We start from the raw sequence: 15324 nt of genomic DNA, 5'->3' as shown, positions 1-15324 counted from the left end.
TGTGCGCAGGGGGACAGGGTGGAATTACTTCCAGCCTACAGTGTCAAAGATACGCTGCGCCGCTGGCAGGTTGGTAGCCACTGCCGACAGGTCAACCGAGTCAGCCTTGAACTCACCCAATTTCGCAACGCTTTCGCTCAGCGGGGCGCTTTCTACAGTCGGGAATTCGTCGTTGCCCGATGAGAAATAGTGCTGTGCTTGATCCGATGTCAGATACTCCAGGAACTTGATCGCGTTCTCGCGGTGTGGAGCATGTGCTGCGACGCCGCCACCGGACAGGTTCATATGCGCGCCTTCGGCATCCTGCGCAGGGAAGATCCAGCCGATTTGCTCGATGTCGCTGCTCACACCAGAGACATCTTTGCGCATGGCGCGGGCAAAGTAATAGGTGTTGGCAACCGAGATGTCGCATTCACCCGAAACAATGCCGCGCAGCTGGTCGGTGTCGCCGCCTTGGGGGTCACGTGCGAAGTTATCGACCATGCCTTGAGCCCATGCGGTCGCTGCTTCTTCGCCGTGGTTTTCAATGACCGATGCCAAAAGCGTTTGGGAATAAACGTTGGAGGACGAACGGTGGCAGACCATCCCTTTGTATTCGGGGTTCGCCAGCGACAGGTAATCCATGGGCGGATTCGCTACGTCGTTTTTGTCGTAAAAGATGATGCGCGCACGCTGGGAAAAGCCGAACCATTCGTTATCGACATCCTGCAGGTTTGACGGGATGCGCGATTCCAGCACGTCACTGTCAACGCTTTGCAATACGCCGGCATCTTTGGCCCGTGAAAGACGCGAAGTGTCCACTGTCAGCAGAACGTCCGCAGGGGAGTTTACGCCTTCGGCTTGCATACGTGCGATCAGTTCGTCCGCTTTACCTTCGATGCGGTTCACAGTGATGCCCGTGGCTTCGGTAAAGTCGCTATAAAGCCGTTCGTCCGTGTCATAGTGGCGCGATGAGTAGAGGTTCAGCTCACCCTCCGCATGAGCGGCGAGCGTACCGGCAGTCATCGCGACAGCGGCAAGGACAAAAGTGGAGGAGGTCAGGCTGGCCATGATTTTTCCTTCTTGGCTTATTTCCGATTGAATTACTCAATTACCGATTTCCTAGTGAATTGCAATATTCTTTACTGTTTTAGTCGGAATTTTACCAAGTGCCTGATCCCGTCGTGATGTCAGAGCCCGCCGAGGTGTGACTTTTGTCGCGCTTGGCCTTGGATTTGGTTTCGCATAGATTGTTGCAAAGCGGACAAGAGGTGCTCACCGTGAAAGGATTTCCCGATTTGCCGCCGATCTGGTGGTTGGGCAGTATTGCATTGATCTATCTGGGGCACTGGTTGCTGCCGGGGCTTCATGTGACGTGGGCGCTGCTTTGGCTGGTCTCATGGGCGCTTTTGCTGTTGGCGTTGGCGCTTCTTGGCTGGTCTGCCATCTGGTTCTGGCGCAAAAAGACCCCGATCGAGCCGCACCACCGTCCGAAGACATTGATCGTCGAGGGGCCTTACAGGCTGTCGCGCAATCCGATTTATCTGGCGATGGTGATGCTGACGCTATCCTCGGCCTTGGGGCATGGCTCGATGATCGGGCTGATCGCGGCCGCGGGGCTGTGGTGGGTGCTTGACCGCCGCTTTGCTCGGCCCGAAGAGGCGCTGTTGCGTGATACATTTGGTGTCGAAGCCGAGGACTATATCCGCGAGACCAAGCGGTGGATTTGATTTGCCACAGGTGCAGACTGGCGGCGGCTGCATCGAACATCTTTCATAGGGCGGCCGATTGCGGGTGACTTATTTGAGGGACAAGCCAACAAGGCAACCGCCGATTGACGCGGTAATCACGTGGGTCGATGGCAATAATCCGAACCATCGCGCCAATCGCGCGCGCTACATGGCGCAAAGCGGTGCCGCGCTGGGAGAGAACGCAACGAATCCGCACCGCTGGGAATCCAGTGACGAAATCACCTATTGTCTCTCGTCTATCCACCGCCATGCGCCGTGGATCGGTACGATCTGGATTGTGGTCGATCACGATCCGCCGGATCTGGGCCGCCTTCCAGATGCGCTTTGCGCTAAGCTGCGGATCGTCACCCATGCCGAGCTATTCGCGGGCTATGCCCATGTGCTGCCGACGTTCAATTCGCTGGCAATTGAAAGCATGCTGTGGCGCATTGACGGCTTGGCCGAGCGGTTTGTGTATTTCAACGACGATGTGTTTCTAACGGCACCTATTTTGCCCGAGGATGTGTTTCAGGGCAGCGCTCCTGTTTTGCGTGGCAAATGGGTGGATTACACAGGTCTGCTGGATGACCCCGCGGCGGGCGATGATCCGGCACTGTTCAACCATTTTATGCATATAAACGGGGCAGCTTTGTGCGGCTATAATCCGCAACGGCTGTTTGCCTGCGCCCATGTGGCCCACCCGCTGCGGCGCAGTGTCATGGCGCAGCTCTTCAAAGATCACAGGCCGGCGTTCGAGGCCAATATTGCCCACAGGTTTCGCGATCTTGGGCAATTCTTGCCGCAAGGGGCGCATACACATGCCTGTCTTGCCTTGGGGGAGTTTTCCCTGTGTGCGCAGCAAGATTACCTTCATATAAAAAGCGGTCAGGGCGCGGGCGGCGACCCCGCGACCTTGCGCATGTTGCTGGGCGTTGAGGCAATGGCGGGCATCAAGTTTCTTTGCGTTAACGATCTGCCACAGCTTGAAGCCTTGTTGCCGGATGCCCGCGCGCTAATCGGCGGTGCCATCGGATGTGGCCTGCTTTAGGTTGTTTGGAATTCGTCAAAGGCTTCCAACGCCTTGGCCCCATAGGCAATCGACGGGCCGCCGCCCATGTAGGCGATCATTTCCAAGGCCTCGCACAGCTCTGCGCGGGTGGTGCCAAGGCGGACCAATGATTTCACGTGAAACCCTATGCAGCTGTCACAGCGGGTGGAGATGGCAATGCCAAGGGCAATCAGCTCTTTGGTTTTCTCATCCAGCGCGCCGTTGCGTTTGGCGGCTTTGCCCATGCTGTTGAAGCCTTCAAACATTTTGGGCGTTTGCACCTGCAATGCGCCCATACGTTTCATTGTGTCGTCCAGAAAATTGGTCCAGCTCATGTTGCTCTCCTTAAACTTTAACGGCTTTCATCGGCGCCCATTTTTCGTTCAAGCCAACGCACGAAAAAGCTGATGACAAGGACCAGCACGAGGTATTCGAGGATCAACAGGCTATAGATCTCAAGGGGGCGGTATTCGGTGACGACCAGCTCATTGGCGCGGCGGGTCAGTTCCTGCATCCCGATCACCGAGGCAAAAGCGCTCATTTTGACGATATAGATGAACTGGTTTGCGAGCGGGGGCAGGATGCGCCGGATCGCTTGGGGCAGGATGACATAGCGCATGGTCTGGGTGTAGGTCAGGCCGATGGTTTTGGCCGCTTCGCTCTGGCCCTTTGCGATGCTTTGGATGCCAGAACGGTAAATTTCGGCCGTAAAGGCGGAATCGGAAATCGCAAGCGTTATGACGGCCCCCCAGAAAGCATCAATGCTGACCGAGATGCCCATGGATTTCAGTACGACAGGCAGGCCGTAAAACACCCAGAACAGCATCGGCAGCAGGGGAATGGCGCGCACGAATTCGATGTAGATACGGCTGGGCAGCCTGATCCAGCGATTGGACGACATGCCCGGCAGGGCGACCAACAGGCCGATCACCATCGACAGACCAGCGGCAATCACCGACAGTAGGATCGTTGCGCCAAAGCCGTTGAGCAGAAAGGTGATGTTGGACATGCCTTTCGGCGTGGTGGGGTCGATGACGTACCAGCCCCAGTTGCCTGCTGTGTCGCAACCGGCGAGCAGTATCAGCGCCGCCAAGGCGGCGATATTTCTCATGCGCGCGCTCAATGTTTTAAAATCTGGTTGATAAAGCTACGGCAGCGTTCGGTTTTTGGGGCCTCAAAGAATTCTTCGGGGGTGCCTGTTTCGACAATTGCGCCGTGGTCCATGAACACCATCTTGTCCGCAGCGCGGCGGGCAAATCCCATTTCGTGGGTGACCACGATCATTGTCATCCCGCTTTCTGCCAGATCGACAATCACGTCGAGCACCTCTGCGATCATTTCGGGGTCGAGCGCCGAAGTCGGTTCGTCAAACAGCATGATCTTGGGCTCCATACAAAGCGAGCGCGCGATGGCGACACGTTGCTGTTGCCCGCCCGACAGCGCGCCGGGCTTTTTGTGCGCTTGTTCTGGAATCCGAACGCGCTCAAGGTACTTCATCGCTCGCGCTTCGGCATTATGGCGGCTCAGGCCGCGTGCTTTCATCGGGCCAAGGGTGAGGTTTTGTAAAATGGTGAGGTGGGGGAAAAGGTTGAACTGTTGGAACACCATGCCGACCTCGGCGCGGATCGCCTCGATCGAGGCCTTGCCGCCCAACATCGTGCCATCCACGTTGATGGTGCCGCTGTCATGGGTTTCAAGGGAGTTCACACAGCGGATAAGTGTGGATTTCCCAGACCCTGATGGCCCGCAAACGACGACCCGCTCGCCATGTGCCACGGTCAACTCTACATCGCGCAGCGCGTGATAGCTGTCATACCATTTGTTGAGGCCTTTAATCTGGATGGCGTTCACACCACCACCGGCACGTTGTTCTGCCATCGGCCTCTCCTTGCTGCGCGACAAACTTAGGGCGAGTGTTGTCCAATAGGCAACCTGCATTTAGGGTGGTGGCAATGACAATAAGACCCCTTGCAGGTGCAGGGGGTGATCCACAGGGGAAAACCATGAAACTTCTGAAAAAGCTTGGCCTTGCTGCGGGGTTTGCCGCCACGGTCTGTGCCGGTGCCGCCAATGCACAATCGGCATTGAATGATATCCTGAATGGCGGGGTGCTTAAGGTTGGTACTACGGGTGATTGGAACCCGATGTCTGTGCGCGATCCTGCGACCAATTCTTATGTTGGCTATGATATTGATGTGATGACCCAGCTGGCCGCCGATCTCGGTGTCGAGCTCGAGATGGTGCCGACAGACTGGAAAACGCTGGTGAATGGTGTCGTGGCGGGCAATTACCACATGACGGGTTCTGCTTCGATCAGCCCTTCGCGTATGAAAGCGGCAGGGTATTCGGACAGCTATATCGCGGTCGAAATGTTCCCCTTCACGACCGATGACAAACTGGCCGGCTTTGACGGTTGGGATTCTGTGAACCAGCAGGGCGTCAAAGTGGCCACCACGCTGGGCACTTCGTTTGAGAAGATGGTCAAGGAGTGGTTCACCGATGCAGAGATTGTCGTGGTCGAAGCACCGGCGCGCGGCTTTCAAGAGGTGCTGTCGGGCCGTGCAGATGTGTTCGTCACCTCGAACATCGAAGGTGCGACCCTGTTGGAGAAATTTCCGAACCTTCGTCAGATCGAAGTGAGCGAGGCGCGCGCGCCGACACCCATCGCGATGCTGTTGCCGCAGGCGGATCAGGTCTGGATCAACTACATCAACAGCTGGATCGAGCTGAAAAAGGCTCAAGGTTTCTTTGCGGAAGTTGGCGTTAAGTGGGGCCTGTAGCGCACCGCTGGCATTTATCTGGAAAGGGCACTGTTACGGTGCCCTTTTTCGTTTTGGGGTGGGCCGCATCCGCGACAAGGGCTCTGAGGATCATGTCGTGGCATTGGTCAGAGGGCGAAGGTGCGGTTCCTGATCCATCTTTGTTGTGCTGCCAGGGAGAAACATAACATGCTGATCCGCAAAACGCAGGCCTTGGGTGCCTCAAGAATAGGCATTAAGAACTTGTTCGCCAAACAATTGAGCTTTTTGTCGAGAGCCTCCTTGTGGCCCGCGGCGCAGGGCGTGAGATTGTAAATATGATAGCCCCTGTACCTCTTGTTGTTTTCTCTGACCTTGATGGCACTCTTTTAGATCATGACAGTTATAGCTGGGCCGCAGCCAGACCTGCGATTGCCGCGTTGGCGGAAATCGGTGCCGTGCTGGTATTGGCAAGCAGTAAAACCGCCCCCGAGATCGAAGCGTTGCAGCAGCAGATGGGTGTGCAGGGGCAGCCTGCGATTGTCGAAAATGGCGCAGGGCTGATCGGAATGGGAGCGCAGGCAACGGCCGATTACCCCGCCCTGCGCCAAGCGATTGAGGATGTGCCGGATCGGGCGCTTTTTGAAGGGTTCGGTGACATGGATGCAGTGGGGGTTGCGGCCGCGACGGGGTTGGACCCGCAGGCAGCCGTGCTGGCGCGCAAACGTTCTTTTTCTGAGCCGGGCGTTTGGCATGGCACGCCACAGCAAGAAGCCGCATTCATCAGCGCGCTCGCCGCGCGCGGCATTGCGGCGCGGCGGGGAGGGCGGTTCCTTACCCTATCCTTTGGCAGGACGAAGGCCGACGGGATGGCTGACATTATGGCGCATATAGGGCCTGCGCCGACAATGGCGCTTGGCGATGCGCCAAATGACACCGAAATGTTGGAGGCCGCAGAGAACGGCGTGATCATCCACAACCCTCACAGCGCGCCCCTGCCACGACTGGCGGGGGAGGCGACGGGCCGGATAAGCCGTACGCTGGATGCAGGTCCAATTGGCTGGAACCAAGCAGTTCTCGCCCGAGTTGAATTACTGAATTGTAGCAAGGATTGAATTTGAATGGTTGATTTTCACCAGAACGGCAATATCGCAACGATGCACAATCTGCGCACGCGCGGCTTGGAAGACATGACCTATGAGCTTGAGACATTTGCCCAGACGCGAAAGATGTCGCTGATCCTGCCCTGCCTGTATTCCGAGCTTGCGACCGATGCGATGCCAAATATTCTGGCTGAGCTGTCCAAGGTGACTTACCTGCACCGGATCATCATCGGGCTGGATCGGGCAAATGCCGATGAGTACCGCCATGCGCGCAAATTCTTTGAAGGGTTGAACCAGAACCACATCGTGATCTGGAACGACAGCCCGCGTATGAAGGCGCTTGGTGCGCGGCTTGAGGAAATGGGGCTGGCTCCGACCGAGGCGGGCAAGGGCAAAAACGTCTGGAGCGCGCTTGGCTATCTGATCGGTTGTCAGGACACATCCGTCATGGCGATCCATGATTGCGATATCCTGACCTATACCAATGAAATGCTGGCGCGGTTGATCTATCCCGTGGCCAACCCGAGCTTTCCGTATCAGGTGGCCAAAGGCTATTACGCCCGCATCGGGAATGAGAAACTGAATGGCCGCGTCACCCGTCTGTTGGTCAGCCCGCTGCTGATCGCGCTTAAGCGCGTTGTAGGGGATCGCGATTACATCGACTATCTGCGCAGCTTCCGCTATCCGCTGTCGGGTGAATTCGCCATGCGCAGCTCTATCCTGCCGGACCTGCGGATCCCGTCCGATTGGGGGCTGGAGATTGGCGTGCTCTCAGAGGCATGGCGCAATCTGGCACCTAAAGCCGTCTGTCAGGTCGAGATCGCGGATGCCTATGACCATAAACATCAGGAACTAAGCCCCGAAGATGCGGCAAGCGGCCTAAACCGCATGTCGACGGATATCTGCAAGGCCATCTTCCGCAAGCTGGCCGCCGATGGCACTGTCTTTACCAACAACGTCTTCCGCACGCTCAAAGCCACCTATTATCGCAGTGCGCTGGACCTGTTAGAGGCCTATTACACAGATGCGCAGATGAACGGCCTCAAGGTTGATCGTCATTCCGAGGAAGCCTCGATCGAGTTGTTCGCGGAAAGCATCATGCGGGCGGGCCAGACATTTCTGGAAAACCCGCATGAGACGCCGTTTATCCCGACATGGAACCGTGTGAATGCTGCTGATCCCAGCTTCCTACGCGACATGCATGAGGCCGCCGCCGCAGATGCGGCGGAGTATTCTTAAGCCTCATTCACGATCCAGCGGCATTGGTAGGGGGCAAGCGTCACGGTGTCCCCTGCGATTTCCTCACCGGACAGCAGGTCAACCCATCTTTCGTCGCCAATAAGGTTGAGCCGCAAAGCAGGCAGCTCGACTGTTTCAGCGCTGACGTTATGCAAGGCAAACAGGGATTGGTTTCGGTCAATGCTCTGCCGCCAGATGCCGAACACGCGATCATCTTCCAGATGCAGCGTGAATTGTGTGGCGTTGGGATGCAGGGCGGCTTGTTCCTGACGGATGCTTAATCGTTCGCGTAGTTGATCCATGACTTGGGCCTGTGGCGTGTCAGGCTGGGCCAAACGGGCGCGCAGATCGTTATAGTCCCAACGATGCCGGTTGATCGCGCGGTTCATGCCGCGCTTGGCTACGCTGTCATGGTCATTGGGGGTGGCCAGCAACGAATGGATATAGAAGGCCGGTATCCCTTCAAGCGACATCACGATTGTCTGGGAGCAGATGAACCGCGCAATGTGATGCGCGTCCGGCCCTTCGACGGTTTCGGACATGGCCTCAAAGAATGTGGTGTTCAGCTCATAGGGGGATTCACCGCCATCCGGCAGCGTCCGCATGGACACCAGACCGCCGATGCGTTTGACCACTTTGATCACCGCGGCCTGATCTTCATCCGACAATAACCCCTCAGCAGGGCGCATCCCGATGCCGTCATGGCTGGCCGTAAAGTTGAGATAAGCACAGCCCAGCGGGGCAGGCGGCATGGCGCGCTGCCAAGTGATCAGATGCTTGGCCGTGCCGGTCATCATCGCATGCAGGATCAGCGGCGGCAGTGGGAAGTTATAGATAACATGGGCCTCATCCCGCTTGCCGAAATAGCTGAGGTTTTCGGCTTTGGGGACGTTGGTTTCGGTCAGCAAAATCACCGGCTCGGCTGCATAATCACACAGCAGGCGGATCAGCTTTACCACCGCATGGGTCTGGGGCAGGTGAACAGAGGGGCTGCCCACCTCTTTCCACAGAAACGCCACCGCATCGAGGCGGATGATCTGCACGCCATTTTCCACATGCAGGCGAATGATGCGCAAGAACTCCAGCAGCACCTCGGGGTTGCGGAAATCCACATCGATTTGGTCGTGGCTGAAGGTGCACCACACATGGCGCGGCCCGTCGCTGGTTTCGACCTCTTGCAACAGCGGGGTGGTGCGTGGGCGGACGACCATGCTCAGATCGTCCTCAGGAGAGGCCTCGAAAAAGAACTTGTCATATGGGGCTTGGCGCTGGCGGTAGGCGTTGAACCACGCGCCTTGGCTGGACACGTGGTTGAGCACCAAATCTGACATCAGCTTGAACCTGTCCGCGATGCGGTTGATATCGGCCCAATCCCCCAGTTGCGGATTGACCGAGCTGAAATCAGTCACTGCAAACCCGTCATCTGAGGTGAAGGGAAAGAAAGGCAGGATGTGAACGCCGTTGATCACACCTTTGAGGTAGCGGTTTAGAAAGTCGTTGAGCAAATCCAGCGGCTTATGCGCCCCGTCTTTGAGCGTGTTGCCATAGGTGATGACCAGCGCATCCCCTTGGGTCCACAAGGTATTGCCGGGCTTGCGCCGACGTTTGCGGCGATGTGTGCCCTCGGGCCAGAAGGCGTCAACAATACTGTCGCGCAATGCGGAAATATCGGCATCGGGGTAGATGCGCACGATATAGTCTTCGAGTGCGCGGTCAAAGGGAATGGGCTTTGCGGATGGGTTTGGTTTAGCGTTCATCGCTACACCCAAGCACATCTGCAAAGACAAGACAAACCCACGCCACATCTGGAACTGTGATCCATTCACGGTTTCACAAACTGCTGAAAAATGTGGCGCAATCAGAGGTCTGCACTGCATCAGATCAGCCACAGCTTGACTCAACAGCCAACGCTGGCGTGTAGCTAAACAACGACTAGCCAGCCCGCATTTGTCAGCCTTTATGCGAGACTTCCGGAAAGCCGTATAATGCGGCGGGATTGTCAGCCAGTATCTGTTGGCGAAGCCCCGCGTCGCATCCCCATTCTGCAAGTAGGTCCAAAAGTGCGCCATCATTCGGCATGGCACCGGTATGGCGCACATGCGGCCAATCCGATCCCCAAAGCAGGCGCGCAGGGTTGGCGGCAATCAGGGCGCGGGCCATGTCCGATACATCAGTATAGGGCAGCCTGTCCCGCGCGCTGATCCGGTAGGGGCCGGTTAGTTTGGCCCATGCTTTGCCCTGCTTGAACGCGTCCAGAAACCGTTGAAAGCCCGGATCAGACACCCCTTTGTGTGTCTTTGTGTAACCCAGATGACCAAACACCACAGGGACGTGAGAGGCCGCCAGCACCGCGCCGATGTCTTCAAAATTTTCAACATGGGCCAGAAACTCGATATGCCAGCCAAGGTCTCTGATCCGCGCGGTAAAGGCTAGTGCCTCGTCAATCGAAGCAAAGGTCATGCCGCCACTGTCGACGACATTGACGCGAATGCCGCGCGCGCCCTTGGCGTGAAATGTTTCAAGCTCGGCATCCGTCACATCGTTGGTCACGGATACAACCGCGCGCAGGCGTTCCGGATCGGATTGCGAGATGGCCAATGTGGCGGCGTTGTCCTCGGCATAGACGCTGGGCTGGATGACGACTGCGCGCTCAAGCCCCAAGGTTTCGGCAATGCGGGCGTAATCCGACATCTCCAGAGGTGGGGGCGTATAGCTGCGCGCAGCCACATAGCGATGCTCGTGCCCTGTGGGGAAGGCATGAAAATGTGTGTCGCAAGCACCGGTCGGCATGGTGAAAGACGGGGCCCGCGGAGCAGGGTCGGGGGCCATGCAAAATGGGGTTTCATCGTGCGGCTGTTGCATCCGGCATTCCTTATCGTCAGATTTGTACAATCGTTAGCATAGCGGCGGGCAATGGGGCAGGATTACTTGGCCTGCGCTGATATGCCTGAGTAAAACTGTCGGATTGACTTGTCCGATAAGAACGCTCAGGTTGCCGGCGATTGGCCTGCAAGGGGCTATTCACCCGACTCGCTGCATGAAAATCTCAGGATAGACTTCATGATCCGGTATGCTTTGCCCGACAGGTCCTGTGCTCTTGGTACGTCCGGAGCAGGCATGACTCTTGTCCTCATGAACGAGGGGTTTCTCATGTTCAGATGCCAGCGCGCGGTAATGCCGCAGGCAGAGCATGGGTGACGGGAGGTGACCAATTTGCTTAACCAAATGCGACCGCTTGAGGATATTGGGGGTTCGTATTTTGTGTAAGTCGCTGAAAATAAACTGTTTGATGGTCTTCCGGGCCGGATGCGGGTTTCCGGCGGGCATATGCGATGCGGGAAGGTAATGCGTCGGTCCTTTGCGACCTGGGATATTGACGCGGGGCAGGCATGAGAACACAAGACGCGGATTATAACGAGTGAGAGATATGCGTAATTTCGGGCCACGAGTATGGATAAGGCCAACCGGCTTTGCCGCGATGGTTTTTGCGCTTGGGACGTCGGCATTGGCCGATGGGGCACCCCATGCCGGTATCGGGGATCCGCATTTGAACGTGGTGCCCCGCACCGCCGAGGAAGCAGCGCGGATCGCCGCGATCACCGGGCCTGCCACAGATTTTACCGCTGCCCAGCGGTTCGAACAAAACCCCGCCGGTGCTGCGACCGTGCGCGCCACCGCCAATGGTGATGCGTTCTCACTGCCCTCTGGCAATATGCCTTTCGAGGGGGAGTTGGATTTCAGGCTTGGCGACGGGCTGTTTCGCAAGCTGTGGGTTTCATCACCGTCATCCACATTGGCCTCGGACGGGTTGGGGCCGCTGTATAATGCGCGTTCGTGCCAAAGTTGTCATATCAAGGATGGTCGTGGCCATCCGCCCGAAGGGCCGCAGGATACCGCCTTGTCTTTATTTCTGCGCGTTTCGATTCCCGGAGGGGAAGAAGACGCCATCGCCGAGATCGAGGATTACATAGCGACCTTGCCTGAGCCCACTTACGGATTGCAGATGCAGGATTTTGCGGTGCAAGGGTTCCGCGCGGAATACAAGCTGGGCGTGACCTATCAAGAAGAGGTGGTGACGCTGGCTGATGGCACCGAAGTCTCGCTGCGCCATCCGACCTACCGCGCCGAGAACCTTGGCTATGGGCCGCTGCATCCCGATGCAATGCTGTCGCCGCGCGTGGCACCGCAGATGATCGGACTTGGCTTGCTTGAGGCGATACCTGCGGCGGATATTCTGGCCAATGCGGACCCTGACGATCTGGATGGGGACGGTATTTCCGGGCGCGCGAATTTGGTATGGTCACATGAATACGATCAGGTGATGCTGGGCCGGTTCGGGCTTAAGGCGGGCAGCCCCACGATCCGTGAACAATCGGCGTCTGCCTTTGTCGGAGATATCGGCATCTCCAATCCGCTGTTCACCGCAGGAGCGGGCGAATGTACCGATTTGCAGACCGATTGTTTGGCTGCGATTCATGGGGATGGTGATGCCCGCGTTTTCGAGCTGGACCAGAACGGCCTTGATCTGGTCACCTTCTACAGCCGGAACCTTGCAGTGCCCGCGCGCCGTAATGTGAATGACGTGGATGTATTGCGGGGCAAGCAAGTGTTTCACGACAGCGGCTGTGCGGCATGTCATACGCCTAATTTCGTGACACATCGCCTTGAAGATCGCCCTGAGCAGAGCTTTCAACTGATCTGGCCACATAGTGATATGTTGTTGCACGACATGGGTGAGGGGCTGGCAGATCATCGACCCGAAGCGCGTGCCACCGGAACCGAATGGCGCACAGCACCTTTGTGGGGCATCGGGTTGACCAAAACCGTAAGCGACCACACATATTTTCTGCACGATGGCCGCGCGCGGTCTTTGTTGGAAGCCGTCCTTTGGCACGGGGGGGAGGCACAAGCAGCACGTATCAAAGTCGTCGAACTGCCCGCTGAGGACCGCGAGGCGTTGATCAAATATCTGGAGAGTCTATGAGACATTTTCTATTGGCCTGCACCCTGTGCGCTGTGCCTTTCGCTTCTCAAGCGCAAACCGAAATCGAAAGCATTACCAATGGCCATATTCTGCCGCGGTTCGAGGCGTTGGTCCAAAGCGCACGTGCGTTCGCAGACGTAGCTGTTGGCGATTGTGCGCCGACATCGCCAGCGTTGCGCGCTGCCTATGGTACCGCGTTTGATGCGTGGGTCGCGGCCAGCCACTTGCGATTTGGTCCCACAGAAGTAGATGACCGCGCTTTTGCGTTGGCGTTCTGGCCTGACAGCCGCGGGGCCACGCCGCGTGCATTAGCCGGATTGATCGCGGATGAAGACCCGATCGCAGCCAACGCGGCAAGCTATGCCGACATGTCAATCGCGGCGCGCGGCTTTTATGCGATGGAGTTTCTGCTGTTTGATGATGCGCTCAGCACAGCGGGCGACGCCGACTATCACTGCAAGTTGGTGCAAACGGTTGCCGCAGATATCGCTGCCACATCGGAAGCTATTCTCGACGACTGGCAAGGGGGCTATGCCGATGTCGTTCAATCACCTGGTCCTGACAGCGTCTACCGGAGCGAAGAAGAAGTCCTGCAGGAAATGCTGCGCGCATTGAGCACCGGTCTTGAGCTGACATCTGATGTGCGCCTTGGGCGGCCTTTGGGCACGTTCGACGCACCGCGACCCAAGCGGGCCGAAGCCTACCGGTCGGGGCGGTCGGAGGAGAATGTGGTTTTGTCGCTGACATCCCTGCGCGATCTGGCTGCGCGCATGTCGGCCGATGATGCCGCGCTAGCCGACAAGCTCGACGCCGAATTCGGCACGGTTCTGGAGCGGCTGGATACCTTGGATGATCCGGTTTTTGCCGGGGTGAGTGAACCACAGTCCCGCTTGCGGATCGAGGTCGTACAGCAAGGCGTAGATGCAATCCGCAATACCGTCACGCAAGAGCTTGGCCCGACATTGGGTGTGGCCGCGGGCTTTAACTCGTTGGATGGGGATTGATATCATGCGCACAGGACGGCGGCATTTTCTCGGGGGTCTGATTGCCACAGGCCTGATCCCCAAACCGACATGGGCAGACGCAGGATCACCTGCATTTCTGGCCGCTGCGGGGACTGCGCAAGGCGATTTTCTGCTTTGTGGTCTCCGTGCCGATCTGAGCATATCGTTCAAACTGCCTCTGCCGGCACGCGGCCACGCAGGTGCGGGCCACCCCAAGCGCCCCGAGGCCGTCGCCTTTGCGCGCAGGCCCGGGACTTTTGCTGTGGTTATCAATTGCGCCACAGGCCAACAGGTTGCCACGCTCACTGCGCCGGAGGGACGACACTTTTACGGCCACGGTACATTCTCGGCGGATGGGTCGACACTATATACTACGGAAAACGACTATGATGCGGGTCAGGGGCGTATCGGCCTTTGGGATGCTGCGAATGGCTATCGCCGGATGGGTGAATGGAACAGCGGCGGCGTAGGGCCCCATGATATCCGGCGTCTTCCGGGTAGTGATGTCCTGATTGTTGCCAATGGCGGGATCGACACGCACCCTGAAACAGGGCGTGTAAAGCTCAACATCCCGACAATGCGGCCAAACCTTACCTATATTGACCGCGGAACCGTGGTCGAGCAGGCGCGTCTGCCGGAAGAGATGCACAAGAATTCGATCCGCCATCTCGCGGTGAGTGACGCAGGTGACGTTGCCTTGGGGATGCAATGGGAGGGCGACGGCTCTCCCGAAGGATTGGTTGCTACCCACCGCAGGGGCGAGGCCATTCAATTAATGCAAGCCCCGCGTGATGATGTGCGTAGGATGAATGGCTATATCGGTAGCATGGCCTGTTCGGTTGATGGCACCAGTATTGCAGCCACATCACCAAGAGGGAATGAAGTGCAGCTGTTTGACGGGAAGACCGGCAAGCTTGTGCAAGCCAAAACGATCGAGGATGCCTGCGGGGTTGCAACGTCGGGTAGCCGGTTTGTCGTGACATCAGGAACCGGCGCGGTCGAGGTGTTGGCGAGTAAGAAGCGGACGAAACAACCCTTCATGTTCGACAACCATCTGGTCGCATTGGGTGCTGCGATCTAAAGCAACAACAGCTGATTAAATAGAACAGCGCCTCGCGCCCGTGAAACGACAATCACCGGGCGCGGGCATATTACTGCCGCTGCATTGTAGACCAGCAGTCGGTGGGCACGAACAACATATGATTTGCCGGACCAGATGCGGCAGTCCTGCTCTACACACACACTCTCTCTATCTACCACCATTAAGAAGAGCAGCACCGGCTGCGGGTATTTGGCGGGCGCATGTTTCGCGAGAATCTCACCACATGCCGGAACTAGACCGCTGCCCCCCAGCCCAATGATTCCGGTTTTTGTCTGGTGAGTCGTGAATTTGGTGTCGATTCTGCCTGAATTTATGACTTTGGGGTTTGGATTGGAGTGGAAAGTGGTGTTGTGGGGGTGGAAGTTGTTGGTTTGGTTTCGGGGTTGGTCCATAAAAA

15 protein-coding genes are annotated in these 15324 nt (G+C 57.4%); 8 read left to right on the top strand and 7 right to left on the bottom strand.

Annotated elements, in window-relative coordinates:
- Positions 1 to 24: 24 nt before the first annotated feature.
- A complete protein-coding gene (locus ABJM03_RS06790) occupies positions 25 to 1005 on the bottom strand; it encodes a Fe(3+) ABC transporter substrate-binding protein (protein WP_348416808.1) in 981 nt (326 codons plus the stop codon).
- 254 nt (positions 1006 to 1259) lie between these two features.
- Between ABJM03_RS06790 and ABJM03_RS06785 the strand changes: the two genes are divergently transcribed.
- Positions 1260 to 1709: an isoprenylcysteine carboxylmethyltransferase family protein gene (locus ABJM03_RS06785; protein WP_348416639.1), complete on the top strand. Its 450-nt coding sequence runs from the start codon at positions 1260 to 1262 to the stop codon at positions 1707 to 1709.
- A 73-nt stretch (positions 1710 to 1782) separates the two neighbouring features.
- Complete coding sequence (locus tag ABJM03_RS06780; protein ID WP_348416638.1) at positions 1783 to 2757, top strand: Stealth CR1 domain-containing protein; 975 nt, start codon at positions 1783 to 1785, stop codon at positions 2755 to 2757.
- Here the strand turns inward: ABJM03_RS06780 and ABJM03_RS06775 are convergent.
- The 3 genes from ABJM03_RS06775 to ABJM03_RS06765 are packed head-to-tail and all read right to left on the bottom strand — an operon-like array spanning position 2754 to position 4635.
- Positions 2754 to 3062, bottom strand: coding sequence for a carboxymuconolactone decarboxylase family protein (locus tag ABJM03_RS06775; RefSeq protein ID WP_348416807.1), 309 nt, complete (start codon positions 3060 to 3062; stop codon positions 2754 to 2756). The genes ABJM03_RS06780 and ABJM03_RS06775 overlap by 4 nt on opposite strands.
- Positions 3063 to 3109: 47 nt before the next feature.
- A complete protein-coding gene (locus ABJM03_RS06770) occupies positions 3110 to 3868 on the bottom strand; it encodes an amino acid ABC transporter permease (RefSeq protein WP_348416637.1) in 759 nt (252 codons plus the stop codon).
- Positions 3869 to 3876: 8 nt separating this feature from the next.
- Positions 3877 to 4635, bottom strand: a complete 759-nt coding sequence (locus ABJM03_RS06765) for an amino acid ABC transporter ATP-binding protein (protein ID WP_348416636.1) — start codon at positions 4633 to 4635, stop codon at positions 3877 to 3879.
- Positions 4636 to 4760: 125 nt separating this feature from the next.
- Between ABJM03_RS06765 and ABJM03_RS06760 the strand changes: the two genes are divergently transcribed.
- From ABJM03_RS06760 to ABJM03_RS06750, 3 genes are all read left to right on the top strand, one after another.
- Positions 4761 to 5537: a transporter substrate-binding domain-containing protein gene (locus ABJM03_RS06760; RefSeq protein WP_348416635.1), complete on the top strand. Its 777-nt coding sequence runs from the start codon at positions 4761 to 4763 to the stop codon at positions 5535 to 5537.
- A 296-nt stretch (positions 5538 to 5833) separates the two neighbouring features.
- On the top strand, positions 5834 to 6610 hold the full coding sequence (locus ABJM03_RS06755) for an HAD hydrolase family protein (RefSeq protein WP_348416634.1): 777 nt from the start codon (positions 5834 to 5836) through the stop codon (positions 6608 to 6610).
- Between the two features lie 6 nt (positions 6611 to 6616).
- The gene (locus ABJM03_RS06750) at positions 6617 to 7837 is read left to right on the top strand and encodes a glycosyl transferase (protein WP_348416633.1); all 1221 of its coding nucleotides are present in this window, start codon (positions 6617 to 6619) and stop codon (positions 7835 to 7837) included.
- On the opposite strand, the gene ABJM03_RS06745 is transcribed toward ABJM03_RS06750, so the two are convergent.
- Both ABJM03_RS06745 and ABJM03_RS06740 read right to left on the bottom strand, forming a co-directional pair.
- On the bottom strand, positions 7834 to 9594 hold the full coding sequence (locus ABJM03_RS06745) for an alpha-amylase family glycosyl hydrolase (protein WP_348416632.1): 1761 nt from the start codon (positions 9592 to 9594) through the stop codon (positions 7834 to 7836). The two genes, ABJM03_RS06750 and ABJM03_RS06745, sit on opposite strands and share 4 nt — an antisense overlap.
- A 193-nt stretch (positions 9595 to 9787) precedes the next feature.
- Positions 9788 to 10699: an amidohydrolase family protein gene (locus ABJM03_RS06740; protein ID WP_348416631.1), complete on the bottom strand. Its 912-nt coding sequence runs from the start codon at positions 10697 to 10699 to the stop codon at positions 9788 to 9790.
- Positions 10700 to 11315: 616 nt separating this feature from the next.
- Here ABJM03_RS06740 and ABJM03_RS06735 point away from each other — a divergent pair.
- The 3 genes from ABJM03_RS06735 to ABJM03_RS06725 are packed head-to-tail and all read left to right on the top strand — an operon-like array spanning position 11316 to position 14906.
- Positions 11316 to 12821: a di-heme oxidoredictase family protein gene (locus tag ABJM03_RS06735; protein WP_348416806.1), complete on the top strand. Its 1506-nt coding sequence runs from the start codon at positions 11316 to 11318 to the stop codon at positions 12819 to 12821.
- A complete protein-coding gene (locus ABJM03_RS06730) occupies positions 12818 to 13825 on the top strand; it encodes an imelysin family protein (protein ID WP_348416630.1) in 1008 nt (335 codons plus the stop codon). Before ABJM03_RS06735 ends, ABJM03_RS06730 begins: the two co-directional genes overlap by 4 nt.
- A gap of 4 nt (positions 13826 to 13829) precedes the next feature.
- The gene (locus ABJM03_RS06725; RefSeq protein WP_348416629.1) at positions 13830 to 14906 is read left to right on the top strand and encodes a DUF1513 domain-containing protein; all 1077 of its coding nucleotides are present in this window, start codon (positions 13830 to 13832) and stop codon (positions 14904 to 14906) included.
- Here the strand turns inward: ABJM03_RS06725 and ABJM03_RS06720 are convergent.
- Positions 14903 to 15324: hypothetical protein (locus tag ABJM03_RS06720; RefSeq protein WP_348416628.1), on the bottom strand; the 422-nt coding region annotated here is incomplete at its 5' end. The two genes, ABJM03_RS06725 and ABJM03_RS06720, sit on opposite strands and share 4 nt — an antisense overlap.

The organism is Sulfitobacter sp., from assembly GCF_039977885.1.
Taxonomy (GTDB): Bacteria; Pseudomonadota; Alphaproteobacteria; order Rhodobacterales; family Rhodobacteraceae; genus Sulfitobacter.
This window is presented reverse-complemented; position numbering and strand designations above follow the sequence as displayed.